Raw genomic sequence first — 23,778 nt, forward strand, 5'->3', positions numbered from 1 at the left:
CACCCCCTATTATAGATTAGCCTTTCATAGCACCCACAATTGGTGGTACTACTTGTTTTTTACGGGATAATGTATGTTCTAAATATACTTCATTGTCCACAGGTTGTGCATTAAATGCGGCTGCTACCACATCATTCGCATCTCCAACAAAGATTAAGTTTGTTGCTTCTGTTAAGATATTTGTAATCATCAAGTAAGAAGCGCTGTAATTATTGGCACTACGTAATTCTTCCATAGCTTTTAACAAGCATGCTTTACGACCCAAAATATCTGTAGTATCCATTACTTGAATTTGGCCAATACTGATGATTTTGCCATTTGCTTCAAATTCTTTTAAATCTGTACGCACGATTTTTTCATCGGAATAATCAGATACATCAGAACCAGCTTTCAATAATTCCATACCATATTCTTCTAAGTTAACACCAGCAATAGTTGCTAATTTTTTAGCCGTTTCTTTATCTTTTTCAGTGCAAGTAGGAGAACGGAATAATACTGTGTCAGAAATAATGGCAGATAGCATTAAGCCAGCAATATTTTTAGGAATCTCTTGGCCATATTGCCAGTATAAATTAGCAAGAATTGTACAAGTACATCCTACAGTTTCATAATGAATGAAAATAGGATTGTCTGTGACCAACCCACCAATACGATGATGATCGATATTTTCGATTAATTCTGCTTCTTCGATATCGTCAATAATTTGTACTTTTTCATTGTGGTCCACAAGAACAACTTTTGTTTTTTGCTTTGGAGCTTCTACATTAGAACGAATGATACCTAAGTATGTACCATTGTCTACTACAGGATATCCACCGATGTGGGAATTAGCTTTGAAGTCACGTAATTTCGTCTCTTTGCTAATCACTTGGCAAGAAGTTTTTGTACAAATCTCACCAGCTGTTACATTTGCATTGCCACTGATAGCGCCTTCTAAAGCATCAATTAAGCGTTGCGCTGTAATCGTGCCTACATAAGTAGTACCATTTTCTACCACTGGAATACGATTCATTTCATATTGTTTACGCCATGCTAATACTTCTTGCAAAGAAGCTTTTGCGTCTACAGCTGGAATGGATTCTACTACATCTTCTACTGTTACAGCAAAAGAAGTTACAATTTCTGGATGTTCAAAGCCAAAATACTTTAACGCAAAAGATGTTTCTTTATTAGCTTGACCCGCACAAATTGGTTGTGCTGGAAAGCCCATTTGATTTTTTAAATTTGCATAGGAAATAGCAGAACAAATAGAATCTGTATCTGGACTCTTATGTCCTGTTACTAAAATTGTATCTCTTAACATAATGTCACCTCTTATAATCACCACTTGAGTTATTTATTAATGTTTCTTTATTATACCATAATTAGGTATAAAATGCATACAAAAAAGACCTCGTAAACAATAGTTTACAAGGCCTTCTCATTCGTTTCTATTACGCATTTTTAGAAACTACTTGTTCTCCTTTGTAAGAACCACATGTTGGGCAAACGCGATGCGGCATCATTGGTTCGTGACATTGTGGACAAGCTACATAACCAGGTACTTCTAATTTCCAGTTAGCACGACGACGATCTCGACGGCATTTGGAAAGTCTACGCTTTGGTACTGCCATTATCTGCACCTCCTTAACATAATCACTAGGTATTAATCATCATTTTCTTCCTTCAGCAATGTTCTTAGCACTGCTAATCGAGGATCTACCACAAAGGATTCACAAGAGCATGGTGAAACATTTTGATTAGCTCCACACTGAACACACAATCCTTTGCAATCATCCTGACATAACACTTGAGAGGGCTCATTGATGATTAATATTTCCCGAATGGTCTCCGTTAGATCGATTTCTTCCCCATCGAAAGAAATCACATCACCGTCTCCACTGTTGGAATGTGTAACACCAAAAGTCTCTTCAAATGGAACAGTATGGGTATAATTAGTATCGGTTAAGCATCTTGAGCACTCATATTGTCCATTTGTTGTTATGGTACCATTCACCACATAATGTTGACCATCATAACGAAGCTCACCACTAATGGTTATATCATGACGGCTCCAAGGAAAAGCAGATACGTCACCAAGATCATCACCTGATGTCGTACATAGAAAAGGGACTACCCGTCCAATCTGTTCTTTTGCTTGCTCTACTTGCAGTTTCATAATTTTACCTCGACTATACTATTATAGCTACCTATACTATCTTTGTCAAATACTAGCCCTATATGTTGTTGAGTTTTCAGAAAACTCATACAAGACTTAGCAATTAACTCTCATGTGAAAAAGAGCTCTCCTATAGGAGAGCCCTTATGTATGTGGATTAATTTATCGAAAAATTAATTACATTTCTTCGAATTGGTCTTTACCAACCCCACAAACTGGGCAAAGGTAATCAGCTGGTTGATCTTCGAATTTAACGCCTTCAACAGCTTCGTCATAAACCCAACCGCATACTACGCATACGTATTTTTTATCCATTGTGTGCACCACCTTTCGTACTATAAGATTTGTCTCAGATACTTTATCTATAATCAGTATACCACTACAATCGAAAACTTTCAATCTATTCTCAATCATTTTCTATGTTATTTTTAGATACCTATTTGCAAACTACGCATAATAGGAACATATTGCATCATGATATCTACATTTAGCAAATCTACATCTATTACCATCGACGGCTCGCACCGCCACCACCAGAAGATCCACCGCCGAATCCACCGAAACCCCCACCACCTGAACGGCCGGAGCCACCACCTCGACTAGAAGCTAATACCCATAATAAAGATTGTGTAATAGCGCCACCAAATACAGTGAAGTCCAAAATGAGTAACAAGAGAATACCTCCACCTATAAGCAACATTTGAAAAGGCGTTAATCCCTCTACATTTTGTGTTTCATAAGTACGACTTCCGTCAATGGTGATACCGTACTCTTTAGCCGCTTCACCTACTAAGGTCGCATAGGTATTTGCTACTCCTTTACCTATTTGACCTTGTTTAAAATACGGTATGGCATAGTCATCTAAAATTTGGCCCGCTTTGGCATCATTGATTGCACCTTCTAAACCATAGCCAACTTCAATACGCATTTGTTTATCTTTAAGGGCAATCAAGAAAAGAATACCATTATTTTTATCCTTTTCACCGACGCCCCAAGAACGAAACACCTTATTTGCATACTCTGTTACATCCTCACCATCTAAAGTAGAGATGATCAGAACCGCGATTTGAGCCTTTGTCTTTTGCTGTAACTCAAATCCCATACGGTTCATCTTCTGAACATCTTCTTTAGTCAAGGTCCGTGTTTGATCCAAAATATACCCATTTTTTGGTGGACTCGGTATATCTAGGGCAAAAGCAGATAGGTTACCCAGAAATAAGGCTATTGTTACAAATAAAACACTGAGAATAGTAGTCCATGTATATTTATTTCTCATCCTACCCCCTCATGAAAATACCCTTTTATATCGCACTATAGCTCAATTCCTTGCAACGATACATAGTCATTGTAAGTATATATGTTAAAAGGATTAAAATTGCACTTTCGGTGCACTTTGCGCCCCTTGGTCTGCTTCAAAATATGGTTTCACCTGAAAGCCCATAGGACTAGCGATGATGGATGTAGGTAAGGTACGAATCTTCATATTATAGGCTTGTACACTGCCATTATAATCCTTACGTGCTACTGCAATACGATTTTCTGTACCTGCTAATTCATCTTGTAAAGCTCTGAAATTAGCATCTGCTTTTAAGTTCGGATAGTTTTCTACTACCACTAACAAACGACTTAGGGCACTACTTAATTCTTGGTTCGCTTTCGCCGTTTCTTCTACTGTTTTGGCACCACCTAATTTTGCCCGTGCATCTGCCACTGCTTGAATTGTTTCTTTCTCATGGGTCGCATAACCTTTTACAGTATTCACTAAATTCGGAATTAAATCAGATCGACGTTGCAACTGCGTTTGCACTTGTGCCCATTGCCCATTGACTTGTTCTTCCGTTTGTACTAATCCATTGTAGGAACTAAATATCCAAATCAGAAGTACACCTACAATACCTAAACCAATTAACCATGACTTTTTCATAAGTCCTCCTTTACACTATAATTCTTATATACCTAATTTGCCATAATATACATGAGCTTTATAGATAACTTTTTTAAGCCTAATAAACTCATATACAAGCATATCACTATTTTACGTTCATTAAAATACACATATGTATTGGGATCATTTTAATATCATATATGCACCATGTACCACATATCTCTTAGTGATAAGCTTAGTTATATTATACATTGTTTTTATCATCTTTTACAGCAACTATATTTTTTCATTCCATTAAGCTATAATGAAAGCATGTTGAAAGCTCCAGTGATTTAAATAAAAGAATCACTATTCTATATAGGAGGAATTATGAAAACTAGTTTAACAGAATTATTAGGCATTCAATATCCTATTATCCAAGGTGCTATGGCTTGGACATCTGAGCACACCCTTGCGGCCGCAGTAGCCAACGCTGGTGCTACTGGTGTTATCGCTACAGGCGGTCGTGACACAGAATGGGTTCGCCAAGAAATCCGTCAATGCAAATCCTTAACTGACAAACCATTCGGTGTAAACTTAATGTTAATGGCATCTAACTTAGATGATATCTTAGCCGTTATCGTAGAAGAGAAACCTGCTTTTGTTACCTTAGGCGCGGGTAATCCTGTTCCTTTCATCGAACCATTACACGCAGCAGGTATCAAAGTAATTCCCGTAGTTCCGAATGTAAAACTTGCTAAACGTGTGGCAGTTGCAGGGGCCGATGCCATCATCATCGAAGGTCAAGAGGCAGGCGGTCATATTGGTACACAAACAACGATGGCCTTACTAGAAAACGTTGTGCCAGAGGTTGATATCCCTGTAATTATCGCTGGCGGTATTGTAGATGGTCGTGGACTCGCTGCTGGTCTTACTATGGGTGCAGCTGGCGTTCAAATGGGCTCTCGTTTCATCTTAGCGGAAGAATGTAAAATGCATCAAAACTGTAAAGAAGCTATTATCAACGCTACAGATACTGACTCCACTGTGACAGGTCTTACTTTCAATCACGGAGTACGTGGTCTTAAAAGTGAATTTACAGCTCGTTATTTAGAAGCTGAATACAGTTGTGCCCCTAAAAGTGAATTGACAGCTATGGCTATCGGTACAAATAAAAAGGCTGCCGTGGAAGGAGATACTGTCAACGGTGTTGTGCAAGTAGGCCAAGGCTTAAACCGTTTAACACAAGTAGAGCCTGCCAAAACCATCGTAGAATCCGTTGTAGCAGAAGCCAAAGAAGCGATTAAAAAAGCACAACAGTTTATCTAAACCATACATATATCTTCTACTAGTATCATTTATACCATTTACATCCCCTTGGCTTAGTACCTTAACCCAAGGGGATTCATTAAATAACACTATCGTATACAAAATAATATAGGAGGTTTCTATGTTACCATTTAAAGGAAAATATCCAAAATTAGATCCAAAAAGTCACGCTATGCCAGGTGCTGAGCTTGCTGGCGATGTAGAACTAAAAGAATATGCCTCTGTATGGCAAAATGTATCTGCTCGCGGAGATGTCAATAAAATTATAGTAGGCCGCTACTCCAATGTACAAGACAATTCTGTACTTCACGTAGACGATGACCACGCTTGTATTCTTGGTGACTTTGTAACCATTGGTCATAGTGCTATCATCCACGCCTCTACCCTAGAGGACCACGTATTAGTGGGTATGGGGGCTATCGTTCTTAGCCGTTGTCATATCGGCCGTGGCTCCATCATCGGTGCAGGTGCTCTCGTGCTAGAAGGCACAGAAATTCCACCCTACTCCCTAGTTGTAGGTAGCCCTGCCAAAGTCATCCGTACAGATGAAAAAATGATTGAAAAAATCCATAACCAAGCTGTGAAATACAAAACACTGTGGACTAAAGAATATGGATTTTTACCAGATGCTGATGGTGAAGTGTGGGATCCTAGCCAAACTATCGTCTAAATATATAATTAAATGCTAAAAAGAGCTCTATGGCAATTGCTATACAGCTCTTTTTTAATTTATAATTTATATCCTATTATCTTGTAATCGTGCATACCTATTGTCTTATAGTAGAAAATAAGTTGCTCGACATATCCTTATCTTTTCTAAAAAATCTATTCTAATTATTTGACTCTCATACATATTTAATGTGAATCTCAGTCAATGTAAAGCGGATATTTGACATTACAGTTCAAATATCCGCTATTTTATAATATTAATTTAGCTAGCTCATGTTATTCCATATACAAAACTACTTCTCCACATTGCAAAGACTTTTGTATATCAATAATCCGTTGATTACTACTACCCCTAAATGCTAATGCTGGATCTCGTAAACCATCCACGAATTTCCCATCCACTAGGATATGGCACCGCTCTAGCAATTGTCGTTTATTAGGGCAAGCCAATATTTCTTCATAAGTATATCCAGAATAGACCCAAATTAACTTTTGAGGCACTACTGCCAATACTCTATCAACAAGAGGTAGTAATCCATCTACATTTTGAAAGGGCTCTCCACCTAGTAAGGTTAATCCACTACAAGCAGGCGCACTGACATAGGAAATTAATCTTTCTGTATCTGATTCTGTCCACACCTCACCAGCAGAAAAGTCTTGATACTCTTCGTTAAAGCAATTATAACAACCATGAGTGCAGCCAGTAACGAATAAGGATGTACGAATACCTTCACCATTAGCAATATCATATTGTCTAAGCTGTCCATAGCGCATTGTACATCCCTCTTTCATCATCCTATTAAATATGCATTACTCGATCTTTAATTTCCTTCGTACGGCCTTCATTCCAGAAATTTTCCCCTAAATAACCGCAAGTTCTACGAATTACCGTCAAAGTATCACGATTCGTATTGTGACAACGAGGACATTCCCATTGCACTTGATCATTAACGATAATCTCACCGTCAAAGCCACATTCATGGCAATAATCTGATTTTGTATTAAATTCCGCATAGGAAATAGTGTCGTAAATATACTGCATCATCGTCAACAAAGCTGGTATATTATTATTCATATTAGGAATTTCTGCATAGGAAATGCATCCCCCAGTAGATAACCGTTGAAACTCTGACTCAAAGGCAAATTTATCAAACACATTGATTTCTTCACGTACATTCACATGATAACTATTGGTGTAGTATCCTTTATCTGTAATATCCGGAATCTCACCAAACCGAGCTCTATCAATGGAGGAGAATCGGTTGGTTAAACTTTCAGCTGGTGTGCCATAGAGGGCAAACCCGATGTTGTGTTTACTGCGCCATGTTTCTGTAGCATTGTGCAAACGTTCCATCACTTTTCTAGCAAACTCATGGCCCTTTTCCGATGTATTGGAATCTCCTACAATTAGCTTGGTCGCCTCATATAAACCGATATATCCCAAAGAAATCGTCGCATATCCACCTTCTAATAATGGTCGAATCGGAGCCCCTTTAGGAAGGCGTGCAATGGCTCCATATTGCCAGTGAATAGGAGATACATCACTGGTCACATCTTTCAATAGTTCATAGCGGAACAACAATGCTTTTTCAGCTAATTCTAAGCGTTTTTCCAAAATCTCAAAAAAAGCATCTTCCTTACCTTGTGCTAAAATACCAATTTGAGGTAAGTTAAGACTTACCACACCTATATTAAAACGACCATTAAATACATACTTACCTTGCTCATTTTTCCAAGGAGATAAGAAGGAACGACATCCCATAGGAGCAAATACGTTACCTTCATAGATTTCTTTCATCTTTTTCGCAGAAATATAGTCAGGATACATGCGTTTCGCCGTGCATTGAGCAGCCAGTTCCGTCAAATAATAATATTCACTATTAGGATGTACATTATGTTCATCCAATACATAAATCAACTTAGGGAAGGCTGGTGTAATATATACATCCGCCTCATTTTTGATGCCTTGTATACGTTGTTTTAGAATTTCTTCATCAATTAAAGCAGCTTCTTTTGCTAGTTCACTGTTCGGATCGAAGTGCATAAACAATGTTACAAAAGGCGCCTGTCCATTTGTAGTCATTAAGGTATTAATTTGATATTGGATAGTTTGAATCCCATCTTTTACCTCTTTTTTCGTCCGTTGCCAAGCAATTTCCTCTGCCTTTGCTACATCTGGAGCCATACCATACACTTCGACCTGCTCTTGTAATGTTAACTCTAAATATTTATCATAGGATTTTCTTACATAAGGCGCCAAAATACGATCAATCCCATTAATGCTTTGACCTCCATATTGGCCAGATGCAACCTGTGCAATAATTTGTGTAGTTACCGTACATGCTACCTGAAAGGATTTAGGCGTATCAATGCGTTTTCCATTGATAACTGTGCCATTTGTCAACATATCTTCTAAATTTACTAAACAGCAATTAAACATAGGTTGAATGATATAGTCCATATCATGGAAATGGATGGCACCACTGTCATGAGCTTGCACAATATCCGTAGGAATCAATTTTCTGCGAGCAATGTCTTTACTCACTTCTCCAGCAATTAAATCACGTTGTGTGGATACAATAGAAGCATCTTTATTGGAATTTTCATCAAGAACTGCTACATTTGATTTATTCAATAAACCAAATACATCTTTATCTGTGGTATTCTCTACACGCTTGAAAGCTTGTACTGCTTTATAATTTTCATAAGCTCGAGCCGTTGCAGGATTATTATTTTCCAGGAGTTTATAATACACTTGATCTTCAATAGCATAGATTGTAATATTGCGTCCCATTTTTTCTGCATAAGACTCAATTTCATTAGCAATTTGCAAAGCCAATCCAGGCGTATATACACCTGTACTACTGTGCATAGCTTTTTCTATAGCAATGATAATTTTTTCTTTATCAAAATCAGCAATAGTACCATCTCTTTTTATCACATGTATCATAATACAGCCTCCTATATACTAATTACACCGCACATAACAAACTATACGGTGTATTAGATTTAGTATGAATCATACAAACAATGCATAAGCAAAAAAATTAACATATGCGGTGCACATTTAAGTCAAAATATGGACATATAAAAAGAGCAATTTCTGCTCTATCCATTCTGTATCTACACATGTAGAAAATTAGTACTGTTTTTTTAGTGTCTAGTCATTTCATAAACACTGAAACAATTAATCTTTTTTTCAAATGCTTAGTAACCTGTCTAACAATCAAATATATAACTTTGTAGATTACCACTATTTTGTACCCTTTATGGATATCACTAGATTCAGTTTACAACATATTGTAGTTTATTTCAACAAAAACCACTATATCATGTATACCAATTAGATATAGTAAACTTGTAAAAATAGGAGAATCCTCTACTTTTACACATTTATATTCATATTTTCTTACCTGAATTGCCTAGGTAAAAGACTTTTAAATAATGAGTAATTGATATGGGAGGTCAGTTGACATCCTTACACAACAAAAGCGACCAAATCCAAAAGGATTTGATCGCTATTCTACTTAGATAACTAGAATTTAATTTTTGTAGCAATCCAGGCAGATAGAATTGCTTTTACAATATCACCAATGATAAATGGATAGAACAAAATTCCTAAGGCTTTTTGTAATCCATCAGCAGTGAATGGTATATTTGCAACAGACATGAAGTACGGCACTGCCGCTACATAAGTAATCACAATACTTACTACTGTAGCTACTACAGCATATCTAAGAAAACTTTTTTCTGTTCCCTTTAAGCAACTAACCGCAGTATAGGCAATAGGCCAAATCAAAATAAACCCACCTGTAGGACCTAGTATTTTTCCCATACCACCAGTAAATCCAGTAAATACAGGTAATCCAACTGCTCCTAATAATACATAGACTAATAAAGTCAAAAATGCCTGCTTTGGTGGCAATATCAAACCAATCAAACATAATGCAATGGTAATTAAGGAAATCATTCCCACACCCATGGGGTTCGGAACCGATAATTGTGCCATTACACAGGCTAATGCCACTAACAAAGCCATTTTTGTCAAATCTCTAGTCTGTAACATTCATTAACTCCTCTTCATAAATCCATTTACAGTGTGCACGCCCACCATGAGTTCCAACTAATTCGCACTCACCAATTTGCGTATGCTTCTCTGAATGGATTATAAGCTTTTCTACAGAAATAACATCTCCACCATAAAATGGTGCAGAAAACGTAATATCTAATTGAAGTAACATTGCTTCATCTAACACATGATGTGCCATATGTGATAAAACCATTAATTCAGGTACTACTGGTACCTCTTCCCGATAGATAGAATTATCATCTTGAATAGCCTCAACAAACTCAAGTATAGATTCAGGTGTAAACACGAATTTTGTTCTTGTTCTATCTTTTAATTCACCTGTCCAAACCTTTGGCATTTCCCCCAATGAAACTTCATCATGGTGGCTCCTTTCGGAGTCAAACCGTTCTAACATCGTGGACACTAAAGTGCCTTTTGAATTACAAACAGTCACTATATGTTCTTGCTTTCTTGGGGTATAGTTAATTTGTAACTGTGGTGATCTTGTAGTTCGTTTATATTGTACATTACGTACAATCACGGTATTAGGAATTTCCCTTACACTTGTCAAGCCCTTACATAGTGTATGCATAGTGCCTCCTCCCCATGATATGGGTATACTGGATCTTACAAGCTTACATGATTCTTACATTCTGTTACACCTTTATTATAATTAATCAAGTTCAATATAGTCAACCTATTTTTCAAATTATTTGTTAACATATGCTGATTAACTGTTCATATTTATCACATAAATAAATCAAAAGGACTGCAATACAAAGTAAGCTACCATGTATTACAGTCCTAATATATTATCTATTATCTTTCAACAGATATCACTCTTTTCAAATTAGAAAGAATAACCTACACCTGCATGCAAGCCTTTTACATCTGTTTTGTTTTGATTCATACTGTATTTATCATATTGATAATATACATTTAAATCAACATCTGGACGCAACCCATAAGAAGCGCCTAATTGATAGGTTCCTTTAATATCATTTCCGAAACCGATTTTAGCAAAACCTTCAATTTTATCAGCTAATTGAGTATGCCCAATCACACCTGCTTGGTATCCAAAACCACTTTGTTTAGGTCCCATATCTACGTATGTACCAGCACCGTAGATATTTACATTAGGATGTACTGCATAGGCCCCTGCTAATTGATGATCTTTGATATCTGCACCTGTACGACGAACTTTATTAAAAGAATATTGTGCAGCTAATGTATCAGATAGCCCTTGTTGTGCTGACACACCAAAACCATCTTTACGTTTTGTATCTTGTGCTGTTTTTTTAGACAAAGAATACTCTGCGGCTACTTTTGTTTCGCCTACATTAATATTAGTTACAGGCACAGCAGCTGCAAATGTAGAGGCACTAAATGCGGCTAATACCGCTGTGGCTACTAAAACTTTTTTCATAATATCCTCCTTATATGAGAATTTTATCGTTTCATGAAAGCTGGTACTTCTGGAGAGTTACCTGTAGCTCCAAATGGGCTTTTACGAGCAAATCCATTAGTAGAACCTTGGTCACCAAAACCTGTAGCAACAACAGTGATAAACACTTTGTCCCCTACGTTTTCATCAATAACAGAACCGAAGATAATATTTGCTTCTGGGTCCGCTGCTTCAGAAATAATTTCTGCTGCTTCATTGATTTCAAATAAGCTTAACTCTTCACTACCAGTAATATTTAACAAGATTCCTTTTGCACCGTCAATGGAAGTTTCCAATAATGGGCTATTGATTGCTTGTTTAGCAGCATCTACAGCACGGTTTTCACCTTCACCTACACCGATACCCATCAATGCTTCACCTTGGTTTGTCATGATAGTTTTTACGTCAGCAAAGTCAAGGTTGATTAAACCTGGCTTTGTAATTAAGTCAGAAATACCTTTGATACCTTGACGCAATACTTCATCAGCTGTTAAGAAAGCATCTTTTAAGGAAGTTTTACGGTCAATAATACCCAATAAACGGTCATTTGGAATTGTAATAATTGTATCAACTTTACCAGTTAATGCTTCAATACCACGTTCAGCTTGTTCTTTACGTTTTTTACCTTCAAAGCCAAATGGTTTTGTTACAACACCTACTGTCAATGCGCCAGCTTCACGTGCACATTCTGCTACTACTGGAGCTGCACCAGTACCAGTGCCACCACCCATACCAGCAGTTACGAATACCATATCAGCACCTTGCAATGCTTTTAAAATATCTTCACGACTTTCTTCTGCAGCTTCACGGCCTACTTCTGGGTTAGCGCCCGCACCAAGACCTTTAGTAGCTTTTTCACCAATTTGAATGCGAACAGGTACATTTGTACCATCTAAGGCTTGTGTTTCAGTATTAGCTACTAAGAAATCAACATTTTCCAAGTCGCTACCGATCATGCGAGATACGGCATTTCCACCGCCGCCACCAACACCAATTACTTTAATTTTTGCGAACTCTGACATCGAATGATCCTCCTCTTTACTAGAGATATATTTCATATATTGTTACTATGACATTATATTACTAGTCTATCTTATCATTATAATTTGCTTTTATTTTACAATATATTTTATATTTTTTCAATGAAAGTCAAGAAATGACTTTATTTTTTTCTATGTATGTAGTCGTTTTGTTAATAATAATCTACGTATAGCTGCCGTATTTTGAAACAGTCGCAACCCAAATGAAATCAATGCTACATAGTATAAGTCTATACCCACTGCATTTCCTAAGAATACTAAGACCGCAGCTAGTAAGGAATTAGAAAAGAACCCCGTAATAAAAATAGATAATTGAAAAGTTCTTTCAATAGCTGCTCTAGTGCCGCCAAAAACAGAGTCTAATGCTGCTAATAGGGCGACAGAAGTATATTTTGCATACGATACAGGCACATCAAAAGGGCTTATGATTCCAATAGCAACCCCTAAGACTAAGCCCCCTAGAATCCATACATATACCATCATTGTCCTCCCTTCACTTTGATGTAATTTTGTTTCATTGTTCCATCATAAGCAGGGACTGTTACATGAGCTTCATCTTGAATTTTTACTTCAATCCCCCAATATTTGAGAGACTCCACCACTCCACCGCGCATGGTCAAAGAGGAGTGTAATGTTTTAGTATCACCAATAGCTTTTATAATAAAAGGAGGAGCAAAAATCTTTCCATTCACGGTAATCGTAGGACCAGAACAACGTATTTCTGATGTTCCTATTAGCCGTTGATCATTAATAGAGATTGCCTCTGCACCAGCTGCTCTTAGTTCATTTACAATACGCAACATATCTTCATCATGAATTAAATATAAATTTGGGTTTTCTCCATCTTTTACGGGAGTCTTACTATCCGTTATTGTTAAGACAACTCCGGGTCCTTCTACATCGACTAAGGAAGCCCTAAGAGATAATACTCTATTTTCTTCTTTAATTCCCTCTAAACTTCCTTCTTCTTTCATAGTAGCAATTTGCTTTCTTAGACCTGCTCGTTCTTCTTGAAGAGAATTAATCTTTAAAGCTAATTCTCCACTTCTTTGCAAGTTTACATTGCCTTCCGCAATGGTTTGTGTCATTTTGTACTGCGTAACAAGCATAACTCCTACAATCATGCTCACTGCAGCTATGGCTATTCGCCCTTGTTTCAACTTTATACTCCTTTATTGTGTTTTAATAAAAGGGGTTTTAATATTAACATCAATATATTCAGCATTGACATGGCGCTGCGCAATATCTACTAGCATATCTGTCGTTATTTTTGCTTTTTCTTCTAAATTGTTTTGATCACCAATATGAATTGGCAACCCATCAACTGTATAGGCAATGATTTTTTCAGCATCACCTACATTAATTTCACCAATTTGTTTGCGCTTATCCTCAGTGAATGCTTCCATATATGCAATAGCTACTCGAATACCCTCTGCTTCTATAGTATCACCTAATAATGCATTTCCTAAACGAACGCCTGAAATAATAGGAACTGTGGTATCTGGAATAGTAGGGCTACTAGCAATAACCATCCCCTGTCTATCCAACGCTACAAATCCAAATTGTGATGGCACTACAACTACAGCTTTACGAGCTTTTATATCGACTTGCAATGTCAACGGTAAGGCATAGGACACATGCGCAGTATCTACCCGCATATCTTTTTGCAATCGTTCTTCTAACGCACCTGTTCGTACGCGCAAAATATTGACTGGATATCCTAAATCACCAATAGCTACCACATCTTCCGAAGTTAATTGTTCTGTTCCATTAACCTGAATTTGCCCAATAGGTAATGGTAATGTAAAAATACCAATTAAAATGAATGCTCCTACTACAATTTTCCAAATTGCTGGTTTGGATCTTCGTGTCGGTTTTTGTTTTCGTCTACGTCGTACACGTTTAGGCCCTTCAGGTGTATCTATAGTGACAACTTCCCAAGGATTATCTTCCTCTTCTATAGGATGGATTGGTCTTTCACTAGTTGGATGTTCCCTATATGGAGGCACTCTTTGTCCCCTCTGTTCTTGAAATCCATTTACATTCATAGCTACTCCTAAAATTTATGCAATCCAGCTGAATGAAGAATTTGTTCGCACAATTCAGGAAATTCAATTCCTATAGCTTTTGCTGCTTTAGGTACTAAAGATGTAGCCGTCATACCCGGTACTGTATTATATTCCAATACAAACATGTCATCTGTGCTGTTCATCATAATATCCACACGAATAACACCGGCGCATTGCATTTGTTGATATACAGCTTCGCCAATGCGTTGCATAGTAGCAGCTTGTTCTTTTGTAATTGGTGCTGGCACTAAATAGTCAGTAGCACCAGTTGTGTATTTAGAAGCATAATCATATTCACCAGAATGTGGTCGAATTTCAATCACTGGTAAAGCTTTACCATCTAATACAGATACAGTAAATTCTCTACCATCTACAAATTCTTCTACTACGATGACATGGTCTATGTCTAATACTTGTTTTACTTCTGCATCAACAGTGGCTTCATCCTTAATAATCGCTACACCAATACTAGAACCTTGACTAGCTGCTTTGACCACAAATGGTACTTTAAAGTTAGCGTGAATATCTTCTAGAATTGTATCCACAGATTCTAATTGATTATCATAGGATTTTGAATTTGCTGTGGGAATCTGAGCCCCCAAAAATACATGCTTGCTCATTTTTTTATTCATACCTACAGCATGAGCCATAACACCGGAGCCTGTATAAGGAATACCTGCCATTTCAAGGGCCCCTTGCAAGGCTCCATCTTCACCATATTTGCCATGAATCGCATTAAATACAACATCACAATTTAAATTTTGTAAATCTTGTACTACTGTACTAGGATTGCATTCTAATGTTGTAGCTGCATACCCTTTGCTTTGTAATGCTTCTGCAATAGCCGTAGCCGTCCTTCTAGATACATCAGCTTCTTTTGATGGTCCTCCCATGAGGACAATAATACATTTATCCTTCACTTTATTTTTCCTCCAATAAAGCTAATAATTTAGGTCCAAATTGATTAATATTACCTGCCCCCATAGTGATGACTAAATCATTGGGTTGAACATACTCTAACACAGTTTGTGGCAAGTCATTTACATCTGCCACATAATAAATCTCTTTACCTGTCAATTCTTTAATCATCAATGGAATGGACATACCATCAATCCCCGCCTCAGGTTTTTCACCAGCACTATAAATATCTGTAATGAAAACTAAGTCAGCTTCTTTAAAGGCGGTCCCAAATTCACGCAGCAACAGCTTTGTACGACTATACCGATGCGGTTGGAATAAAATCACAACACGATGATCTTCCAAAGATTTTGCTGCTTTAATTGTGGCTGCAATTTCTGTAGGATGATGTGCGTAATCATCTACAACCCAAACATCTTTTACATGCCCTTTTGTCTCAAAGCGACGCTTAGCTCCAATAAATTTACGCAATGCTTGAGCAGCTACTTCAAAGGAGATTCCTTCTCCCAAAGCTACTACAAGTGCTCCTAGTGCATTCAACGCATTATGTTGACCTGGTACCGCTAATCGTAACGTGCCTAGTACGGCATCTTTATGGACTACTTCGAAGGTAGTAATTCCTTGTTCAATACGTAAGTTGTCAATGCGATAATCGTTGCCTGCTCCTAAACCATAAGTAATACATTGACGTTTAATATCTGGCATAATCCGTCGAATCGAAGGATTATCACCACATACCACAGCAATACCATCTTCTGGTAACTTCATAGAAAACTCTGTGAAAGCTCGCAATAAGTTTTCTACCGTTCGATAATGGTCCATATGGTCATTTTCAATGTTCGTGATTACAATGCGTTTAGGATTTAAATGCAAGAAAGACCCATCACTTTCATCAGCTTCAGCGATACTATATTTACCTGTACCTACATGGCTACTACCATTTAAATAATCAACTTCTCCACCAATGATGATGGTTGGATCTTGGTTTGCTTCCATAAAAATTTGCCCAATCATAGACGTAGTTGTAGTCTTACCATGCGCACCAGCAACAGCAATGCCATAGGTTTCATCTAACACTGCTTTCACCACATCAGAACGGTGTAAAATTGGAATATTTCGTTCTCTAGCCCCTAGAATTTCAGGATTATCATCATTGATAGCAGTAGAGCGGATGACCACATCTACTCCTTCTACATGTGCAGCATCATGCCCCATAAAAATAGTAGCCCCTGCTTGTCTAAACTTTTCTGTAATCGCAGATTCTTGAATATCGGAACCAGATACAATAAATCCTTTTTCAATCAATACATGCGCAATGGCACGCATGCCAGAACCGGCGATGCCGATTAAATGTATACGTTGATAGGTATCTAACATAGAGATACTCCCTCCTATGATTTCTTAATAGATAGAGCCAATGTAGCAATTTCTATAGCTGCCTGAGGCTTTCCTAACTGTAATGTAGCTTGGGCCATGCGTTGGCGACATTCTTGATCCTCTAGCATAGCATCTACCGATTGTAATAATCTTGTACCATCTAATTCTTTATCCACTATCATCGTAGAAGCACCTGCCTCTACAAATGCTTTTGCATTGAAAGTTTGATGGTCAGCAGCTGCATAAGGATAAGGAATTAAAATAGATGGTATACCACGTACAGCCAATTCTGCCAAGCCAATTGCTCCTGACCGGAAAATAGCCATATCTGATGCAGCCATGGCCATATCCATATTGTCTAAGTAAGGGACAATATGTGATGTTGGGTTGTAAACTTCTCCCTCTTGTATACCTAAGCTTTCACAAACACGACTGTATTCATCAGTTCCTGTAGCATGAATAATTTTAATATCCTCTCTACCTTTATAATGTTCATGGACAGCTAGCATAGCCTTATTAATACTCCGTGCACCACGGGATCCACCAGCTACTAAAATAGCTGTTTGTGTTTCTTGTAAGCCAAAATACGCCCTAGCTTCTTCTCGATTCGCAGTTACCACATTGGGGCGCACAGGGTTCCCTGTATACACTACTTGCTTTGCATTCGGAAAATGTGGAGTCGCTTCTTCATATCCTACCGCTACCACATCTACAAAGCGACTTAAAATTTTATTTGTTATACCTGGCACTACATTTTGTTCTTGAATTAATGTAGGAATTCCACGCAAAGCAGCTGCTAATAATAGAGGACCACATACATAGCCACCAGTACCAATCACAATATCTGGTTGAAACTTAGAAATTAATCGATTCGCTTTCCATAAAGACGATATCGTTTTCCCTGCAGTAACCAATGTATCTAAAGATAATGTACGCTGTAAACCTTGCACCGGCAATGTGGTAAATGGAATTCCTTCTTTAGGAACAATGCGGGACTCAAGGCCTCTTTCAGTTCCTACATAGAGAAAGTTAGCATCTACCATTGTTTCTAATGTTTTATAAATCGTGAGGGCTGGATAAATGTGTCCTCCAGTACCGCCACCTGAAATCATGATATTCATGTATATCCCCTTACAATCGTTCTACCAATCTTCGGAAGTGATCTCCTCTATCTTCAAATCGTGCATACCAATCAAAGCTTGCACAAGCTGGAGATAATAATACTACATCCCCATCTTCCGCTATACGAGCACTTAAGGATACTGCCTCTTCCATGGATTCACAACGATGAATGTGTGGCACTCCCACTTTGACAGCAGCTTCTGCAAAACGTTGTGCTGCTTCACCAATAAGAATTAACTCTTTTACATTGGTTTTCACTAACTCCATCATTTCTTCCAGATCTGTCATTTTATCTTTACCACCTGCAATCAACACAAGAGGTGATGTAAAAGATTCTAAGGCTTTAATAGTGGAGTCCGTATTAGTTGCTTTAGAATCGTTATAATAGGTAACTCCATGCAAGGTACGAATGCGTTCCAAACGATGTGCTACACCATGAAATTTTGCAATAGCCTGATGGATATCTTCTACATCTACACCCAATGCATATGTTAAGGCAATAACACTCAGAATATTTTCAATATTATGAGATCCTGGGATATGAATATCTTTTGTAGTGATAATTGGGACTGCTTTCCCTTGCATCACTGCATAACATGTATTATTTTCAAAATACGCTCCATCTGTGACAGGTCTTTCTTGGCTAATTCCTAACACATGTCCTTTTACTCGTTTTGCCATATCTGCCACAATCGGAGAATCAAAGTTTAATACTGTCCAGTCTCCTAATTCTTGGTTGCGGAAAATATTTTCTTTTGCCTCTTGGTATCGTTCCATAGTTTTATGGCGCAACAAATGGTCTGGTGTCACATTTAGTAATATAGCCCCTTTAGTGCGAAACTTATCTATACTCTCTAATTGGTAAGATGAAAGTTCTGCCACTAATACACCCGTTTCAGGTACTGCCAAGGCTTGTTCACTCAGAGAGTAACCAATATTACCGCCTACATACACATCCCATTTTGCTTCTTTCAATACTTCTGCCAACAAAGACGTCGTTGTAGTTTTACCATTCGTACCTGTGACGCCTAAAATTGGAGCTTTTGATACTTCATAGGCAATTTCTACTTCCCCTACTACGGGAATATTTCTTTTTTTCGCCTCTTGAATAATAGGTATCTCCAAAGAAATACCAGGTGATACAACCACTCTTGTAGCTGTATCAAGCAACACAAAATCTTGTTGTCCTGTAATCACTTCTATATGACTCTCTGCCAAACGCTGACTTTCAATAGGATCAAAATCAATTTTTTTATAATCATTAAGCGTTACAGTAGCGCCTAATTTAGCCAATGTATGGGCTACACCAATACCACTAAGTCCAGCACCTAATACCAATACATGAGAACCTGAATAATCCATTCTAACCACCTAACCCTATATGCAAGAATAACGGCCCTTACTAGTAGAGCCGTAATCTATATTATTTCATGCTTAACAGTACTATACCTAAGAAAGCCATTACCAAAGAAACAGCCCAGAATACATATACTACTTTTCGCTCACTCCAACCACCTAATTCAAAGTGATGGTGAATTGGACTCATACGGAAAATACGAACCCCTCTAGTTTTAAAAGATGCTACCTGTAAAATAACAGATAATGCTTCTACTACAAATACAAAGCCTATCACAATTAATAGAAGTTCTGTTTTTGTAGCAATAGCCATCCCTGCAAAAGCACCACCTAATGCTAAGGAGCCTGTATCACCCATAAACACTTTAGCTGGATTCGCATTGAAATATAAGAATCCTAAGCAAACTGCACTTACGACAATACCAAAGAAGGTAACACTTAAAGAACCTACTAATAATCCTACCACTGCAAAGGCAGCCCCTGCAATAGCAGAAACACCAGTTGCTAATCCATCTAAACCATCTGTTAAATTAACAGCATTAGTGGTTCCCAATATAATAATAAAAGCTAGCGCATAATAAGCATAACCAAGATCTACAGTGATATCCACTAAAGGAATCCACAAAGTAGTTGGTAAGGCTGCATAGGCGATTGAGATATAACAAAATATGACAGCCAATATCGCTTGACCTAGTAATTTTTGTTTTGCCGTTAATCCTAAGTTACGACGTTTGACAGCTTTGATAAAATCATCACTAAATCCTAATGCACCATGGCCTAAGGTTAAAAATAATAGCATCCACAATGTTACAGAATAGGGTGGTACTATGCAAACTGTAATGACTAAAGCTAGTATCATAAATAATCCGCCCATTGTTGGTGTCCCAGCTTTAGCTAAATGTGCCTGAGGTCCATCTTCACGAATCGACTGTTGTGCTTTCAATCGCTGCAATAGAGGAATCCCTATTTTACCGAATACTAATGTACTTACTAGGGCTAAGCCAAAGGCTAATGCATAGTCCATATTCATGTCACATGTCTCCTTACTTATTCATGTCGTTCTTTAAAATCTTCTATAATACGTTCCATTTTAAGACCACGAGATCCTTTCACTAGAATCACATCGCCATCTCGTTTTACATCATAATAGGCATTGGCAATATCAAGATGACTTTTCCCTACATACACATAAGGAACACCCACTTGTTTAGCTATAGAAGCAGTAGTTTTCATCATATCACCAAAAGTAAATACCATATCATAGTGCTCTTCTCCAAGAAGTTTACCAATCTCTTCATGAGCTAGTTTAGAATGATCTCCCAATTCTAACATATCTCCTAGCATAGCTATTTTACGAGCTCCTTGTAATTGACTCATGGCACGAATGGATTCTGCCATACTATTTGGGTTCGCATTATACGCATCATTCAGAACTGTAAAGGTTGGAAATGCTACAATTTCTTGACGCATTGGAATTCCTGGAAATTCTTTAAAAGCTTCCACAATTTCAGCTTTTGGTACACCCAAAATCGTGCCAACTGCAATAGCGGATAAAGCATCATATACATTGTGAATACCAATCATTGGCAAAAATACTTTCCATTCACCAGAAGTATCACGAACAGTAAAATTAATGCCTTTTGATGTATATTCTAATTGAGTCCCTTGTACGTGAGAACCCTCTTGCATACCATAGGTCATAACCTTTGCATCCGTTACCTGTTCCATAGGCAATACAAAAGAATCATCATGATTCAACACAGCCGCCCCCGTACTCGGTAATGCTTCTATCAATTCTTGCTTAGCTTTTCCAATATTTTCTTGAGACCCTAATAGTTCAATATGGCTAGTACCTACATTAGTAATAACTCCTATTGTAGGTTCTGCAATCTCCGCTAATTCAGCAATTTGACCAAGCCCACGCATCCCCATTTCAAGAACGCATACATCATGATCTTCCGTCAATTGCAATAACATCTTTGGAACACCAATTTCATTATTATAATTTTTCTCTGTTTTTAATACTGTAAAAGCTTTTTCCAATACAGCACTAATCATTTCTTTTGTTGTTGTTTTCCCAGAGGAACCAGTGATTCCAATAATAGGGATAGGAAAGCGTCTACGATGATAGGTTGCTAACTGCTGATACGCCTGTAGTGTATCTTCTACTTCAATACAGACTAAGCCCTCTATCGTTTTTCCTCGTTTTACTACAGCACCTGTAGCACCACGTTCTTTGGCAACTGTTAAGAAGTCATGACCATCAAACGTCATTCCTTCCAAAGCAACAAATAATCCATTTTTTTCAATTGTACGGGTATCAGTTGATACATCAGCAAAGGAACAAGTACTTGTTCCTGCATAGAACCCTTGTGTTGCCTCTAGAACTTCTTGCACTGTAAATTGTGCCATATTATTTCTCCTTCAAGGCTTCTCTTGCCACTTCACGATCATCAAAATGAATCGTTTCATCTTTTAAAATTTGATAATCTTCGTGACCTTTACCAGCAATAATAACTACATCTCCAGTAGTCGCCTCTCCGATTGCTTTATGAATAGCTTCACGGCGGTCTACAATCACTTCATAAGTCACAGCATCATGTAATCCTTCTTTCACCCCTACTTCTACATCTTTTACAATTTGTATAGGATCTTCTGTACGTGGGTTATCGGAAGTCACAAACACTCGATCTCCAAACTGTGCTGCAATACGCCCCATGATTGGACGTTTCGTAGCATCTCGATCACCACCGCAACCAAAAACAACTAAAATACGGTTATCAACAATTTTCTTCGCTGTTTGTAAAATGTTTTCTAGTCCATCTGGTGTATGTGCATAATCAACAACCACTGCAAAATCTTGTCCTTCTTCAATGAGCTCAAAACGTCCTGGCACCGCTGTAAAAGTAGTTAAAGCACTTACAATCTCCTCCATCGTCAATCCTTCATATAAAGCCGCTCCTACGGCAGCCAAGGTATTATACACATTGAACATACCCGCAATTTTCGTGGAAATTGAATAGTTTTTTCCATCATAGGACAAGTTGAACTTAGAAGATTTAGCAGTAATAGCTAACTCAGAGGCATTCATAGTACCTTTACCTTCTGTACTATACGTAATCATAGGTGCTGTAGTCACATCTACAATAGCTTGACCATAATCATCATCTACGTTTATAACAGCACCTTTACCTTCTTTCATCTGATAGGATGCACTTACTTGTTTAAATAGCTTAGATTTTGCTGCTAAATAATTATCGAATGTCTTATGAAAATCCAAATGATCTTGAGTTAAATTAGTAAATACAGCTGTATCGTACTCTACCCCCGCCGTACGACCTAATGCTAGCGCATGAGAAGATACTTCCATAATACAATGTGTCACACCAGCATCCACCATTTGCTGTAAAATTTGCTGTAAATCCGCTACATCTGGAGTTGTATTATGAATTGGATAGGATTGATCATCAATCAAAATATGAACTGTACCAATAATCCCCACTGTATAACCTTGGGATCGTAGCATATGTCCAATAATATGTGTAGTTGTAGTTTTACCATTCGTTCCGGTTACACCAATCATTCGCATTTTAGAAGCTGGATAATCATAGAAGAATGGAACAGCATCTTGCAAAGCTTGACGCGTATCGTCTACGTATAGAACGGTTACATTATCTGGTACTATGACTGGTTTTGATGCAATAATCGCCACAGCCCCATCCTCTATAGCCTTATTCACAAAGCTATGACCATCGACAGTAGCACCTACTAAACATATAAATAAACTTCCTTCTTGCACTGTTCTGGAATCCGCAGTAATATGACTTACTACAGATGTTACAGGTCCTTCTACCTTCTTAGGAGATACAATTTTTACTATTTCTTCCACGCGCTTCATCTGCATTCCTCCAATCAAAGTGAAAGCAGCCCAAAAGGACTGCCTTCATTATTCTCTAATATCCTTTTTCATCGTAACATTACGTTCTTCCACTGTATTCTTGCTAGTGTAAACGAAATTATCTGGTAATACCATGCCAAGTTTTTGTTGTGCAATCTTTTGAATGCGTGTAGGAGATTTTAACTCTGCTAATACTAGATTATACTCATAATTAGTGCGATTTTCTAAAACTATTTGATCTTGTAGATTGACAGTTTCTTTTCTTGTATTTTCTGTGACACCAGTTAATAGCAAACAAATCATACCGAATACAATTCCCATAAGAACTGTAGCCAAACAGTGTCGCATATCTGGCGTAAGATCCATAATAAAGTCAGGGGCATTGGATTTCTTTCTTCTGACTGGTTCAACATAGGGCGCTGATTGTTCCCAATACGCGGCCTTTCGCACTAACATAAATATTCC

At 37.7% G+C, this 23,778-nt stretch carries 25 protein-coding genes; 2 read left to right on the plus strand and 23 right to left on the minus strand.

The genetic code is table 11. The features are described from left to right. Window positions 1-16: 16 nt before the first annotated feature. The 6 genes from HMPREF3032_RS05860 to HMPREF3032_RS05885 form a co-directional block, all read right to left on the minus strand. Window positions 17-1,303, minus strand: a complete 1,287-nt coding sequence (locus HMPREF3032_RS05860) for a manganese-dependent inorganic pyrophosphatase (RefSeq protein ID WP_062402972.1) — start codon at window positions 1,301-1,303, stop codon at window positions 17-19. 130 nt (window positions 1,304-1,433) lie between these two features. Then, window positions 1,434-1,613, minus strand: a complete 180-nt coding sequence (gene rpmF / locus HMPREF3032_RS05865) for a 50S ribosomal protein L32 (protein WP_009354192.1) — start codon at window positions 1,611-1,613, stop codon at window positions 1,434-1,436. Window positions 1,614-1,645: 32 nt separating this feature from the next. Beyond that, window positions 1,646-2,158, minus strand: coding sequence for a YceD family protein (locus tag HMPREF3032_RS05870; RefSeq protein ID WP_062402975.1), 513 nt, complete (start codon window positions 2,156-2,158; stop codon window positions 1,646-1,648). A gap of 177 nt (window positions 2,159-2,335) precedes the next feature. Continuing rightward, window positions 2,336-2,473 (minus strand): rubredoxin, encoded by a 138-nt coding sequence (locus HMPREF3032_RS05875; protein WP_009354175.1) that lies wholly within the window; start codon window positions 2,471-2,473, stop codon window positions 2,336-2,338. 190 nt (window positions 2,474-2,663) lie between these two features. Continuing rightward, entirely contained in the window at window positions 2,664-3,434 is a 771-nt protein-coding gene (locus tag HMPREF3032_RS05880; protein ID WP_062402978.1) for a TPM domain-containing protein, read from the minus strand. Between the two features lie 93 nt (window positions 3,435-3,527). Then, complete coding sequence (locus HMPREF3032_RS05885) at window positions 3,528-4,082, minus strand: LemA family protein (RefSeq protein ID WP_009354181.1); 555 nt, start codon at window positions 4,080-4,082, stop codon at window positions 3,528-3,530. Window positions 4,083-4,412: 330 nt separating this feature from the next. Here HMPREF3032_RS05885 and HMPREF3032_RS05890 point away from each other — a divergent pair, with 330 nt between their 5' ends. Together HMPREF3032_RS05890 and HMPREF3032_RS05895 are read left to right on the plus strand one after the other, a co-directional pair. Beyond that, window positions 4,413-5,351, plus strand: a complete 939-nt coding sequence (locus tag HMPREF3032_RS05890) for a nitronate monooxygenase (RefSeq protein ID WP_062402981.1) — start codon at window positions 4,413-4,415, stop codon at window positions 5,349-5,351. A 121-nt stretch (window positions 5,352-5,472) separates the two neighbouring features. Further along, the gene (locus HMPREF3032_RS05895; RefSeq protein ID WP_062402984.1) at window positions 5,473-6,021 is read left to right on the plus strand and encodes a gamma carbonic anhydrase family protein; all 549 of its coding nucleotides are present in this window, start codon (window positions 5,473-5,475) and stop codon (window positions 6,019-6,021) included. Between the two features lie 275 nt (window positions 6,022-6,296). On the opposite strand, the gene nrdG is transcribed toward HMPREF3032_RS05895, so the two are convergent. The 17 genes from nrdG to HMPREF3032_RS05980 all read right to left on the minus strand — a co-directional run bounded on the left by nrdG (window position 6,297) and on the right by HMPREF3032_RS05980 (window position 23,769). Continuing rightward, window positions 6,297-6,794: an anaerobic ribonucleoside-triphosphate reductase activating protein gene (nrdG, locus tag HMPREF3032_RS05900; RefSeq protein ID WP_062402987.1), complete on the minus strand. Its 498-nt coding sequence runs from the start codon at window positions 6,792-6,794 to the stop codon at window positions 6,297-6,299. A 25-nt stretch (window positions 6,795-6,819) separates the two neighbouring features. Beyond that, window positions 6,820-8,970 (minus strand): anaerobic ribonucleoside-triphosphate reductase, encoded by a 2,151-nt coding sequence (gene nrdD, locus HMPREF3032_RS05905; protein ID WP_062402990.1) that lies wholly within the window; start codon window positions 8,968-8,970, stop codon window positions 6,820-6,822. 585 nt (window positions 8,971-9,555) lie between these two features. Beyond that, window positions 9,556-10,086: a biotin transporter BioY gene (locus HMPREF3032_RS05910; RefSeq protein ID WP_009354182.1), complete on the minus strand. Its 531-nt coding sequence runs from the start codon at window positions 10,084-10,086 to the stop codon at window positions 9,556-9,558. Then, complete coding sequence (locus HMPREF3032_RS05915; protein ID WP_062402993.1) at window positions 10,073-10,681, minus strand: hypothetical protein; 609 nt, start codon at window positions 10,679-10,681, stop codon at window positions 10,073-10,075. Before HMPREF3032_RS05915 ends, HMPREF3032_RS05910 begins: the two co-directional genes overlap by 14 nt. Before the next feature lie 258 nt (window positions 10,682-10,939). Continuing rightward, entirely contained in the window at window positions 10,940-11,515 is a 576-nt protein-coding gene (locus tag HMPREF3032_RS05920; RefSeq protein WP_062402996.1) for an outer membrane beta-barrel protein, read from the minus strand. A 23-nt stretch (window positions 11,516-11,538) separates the two neighbouring features. Next, window positions 11,539-12,555, minus strand: a complete 1,017-nt coding sequence (ftsZ, locus tag HMPREF3032_RS05925; RefSeq protein WP_062402999.1) for a cell division protein FtsZ — start codon at window positions 12,553-12,555, stop codon at window positions 11,539-11,541. A gap of 150 nt (window positions 12,556-12,705) precedes the next feature. Beyond that, a complete protein-coding gene (locus HMPREF3032_RS05930) occupies window positions 12,706-13,056 on the minus strand; it encodes a small basic family protein (RefSeq protein ID WP_062403002.1) in 351 nt (116 codons plus the stop codon). Further along, window positions 13,053-13,733, minus strand: a complete 681-nt coding sequence (locus HMPREF3032_RS05935; RefSeq protein WP_082717803.1) for a DUF881 domain-containing protein — start codon at window positions 13,731-13,733, stop codon at window positions 13,053-13,055. Before HMPREF3032_RS05935 ends, HMPREF3032_RS05930 begins: the two co-directional genes overlap by 4 nt. A gap of 12 nt (window positions 13,734-13,745) precedes the next feature. After that, entirely contained in the window at window positions 13,746-14,621 is an 876-nt protein-coding gene (locus tag HMPREF3032_RS05940; RefSeq protein ID WP_062403005.1) for a cell division protein FtsQ/DivIB, read from the minus strand. 8 nt (window positions 14,622-14,629) lie between these two features. Next, the gene (locus HMPREF3032_RS05945; RefSeq protein ID WP_062403007.1) at window positions 14,630-15,562 is read right to left on the minus strand and encodes a D-alanine--D-alanine ligase family protein; all 933 of its coding nucleotides are present in this window, start codon (window positions 15,560-15,562) and stop codon (window positions 14,630-14,632) included. Between the two features lies 1 nt (window position 15,563). Then, on the minus strand, window positions 15,564-16,937 hold the full coding sequence (gene murC, locus HMPREF3032_RS05950) for a UDP-N-acetylmuramate--L-alanine ligase (RefSeq protein WP_062403010.1): 1,374 nt from the start codon (window positions 16,935-16,937) through the stop codon (window positions 15,564-15,566). A 14-nt stretch (window positions 16,938-16,951) separates the two neighbouring features. Then, complete coding sequence (murG, locus tag HMPREF3032_RS05955; protein ID WP_062403013.1) at window positions 16,952-18,058, minus strand: undecaprenyldiphospho-muramoylpentapeptide beta-N-acetylglucosaminyltransferase; 1,107 nt, start codon at window positions 18,056-18,058, stop codon at window positions 16,952-16,954. A gap of 10 nt (window positions 18,059-18,068) precedes the next feature. Continuing rightward, complete coding sequence (murD, locus tag HMPREF3032_RS05960) at window positions 18,069-19,421, minus strand: UDP-N-acetylmuramoyl-L-alanine--D-glutamate ligase (protein WP_062403016.1); 1,353 nt, start codon at window positions 19,419-19,421, stop codon at window positions 18,069-18,071. A 61-nt stretch (window positions 19,422-19,482) separates the two neighbouring features. Next, window positions 19,483-20,445 carry a phospho-N-acetylmuramoyl-pentapeptide-transferase gene (gene mraY / locus HMPREF3032_RS05965; RefSeq protein WP_062403019.1) on the minus strand — a complete coding sequence of 321 codons (963 nt, stop codon included), beginning with the start codon at window positions 20,443-20,445 and terminating at the stop codon, window positions 19,483-19,485. A gap of 17 nt (window positions 20,446-20,462) precedes the next feature. Then, on the minus strand, window positions 20,463-21,827 hold the full coding sequence (murF, locus tag HMPREF3032_RS05970; protein WP_062403022.1) for a UDP-N-acetylmuramoyl-tripeptide--D-alanyl-D-alanine ligase: 1,365 nt from the start codon (window positions 21,825-21,827) through the stop codon (window positions 20,463-20,465). A 1-nt stretch (window position 21,828) separates the two neighbouring features. Next, complete coding sequence (locus HMPREF3032_RS05975) at window positions 21,829-23,313, minus strand: UDP-N-acetylmuramoyl-L-alanyl-D-glutamate--2,6-diaminopimelate ligase (RefSeq protein ID WP_062403025.1); 1,485 nt, start codon at window positions 23,311-23,313, stop codon at window positions 21,829-21,831. 48 nt (window positions 23,314-23,361) lie between these two features. After that, window positions 23,362-23,769 carry a cell division protein FtsL gene (locus HMPREF3032_RS05980; protein WP_009354187.1) on the minus strand — a complete coding sequence of 136 codons (408 nt, stop codon included), beginning with the start codon at window positions 23,767-23,769 and terminating at the stop codon, window positions 23,362-23,364. Between the last annotated feature and the right edge of the window lie 9 nt (window positions 23,770-23,778).

The organism is Veillonella sp. DNF00869 (assembly GCF_001553345.1).
Classification (GTDB): Bacteria; Bacillota; Negativicutes; order Veillonellales; family Veillonellaceae; genus F0422.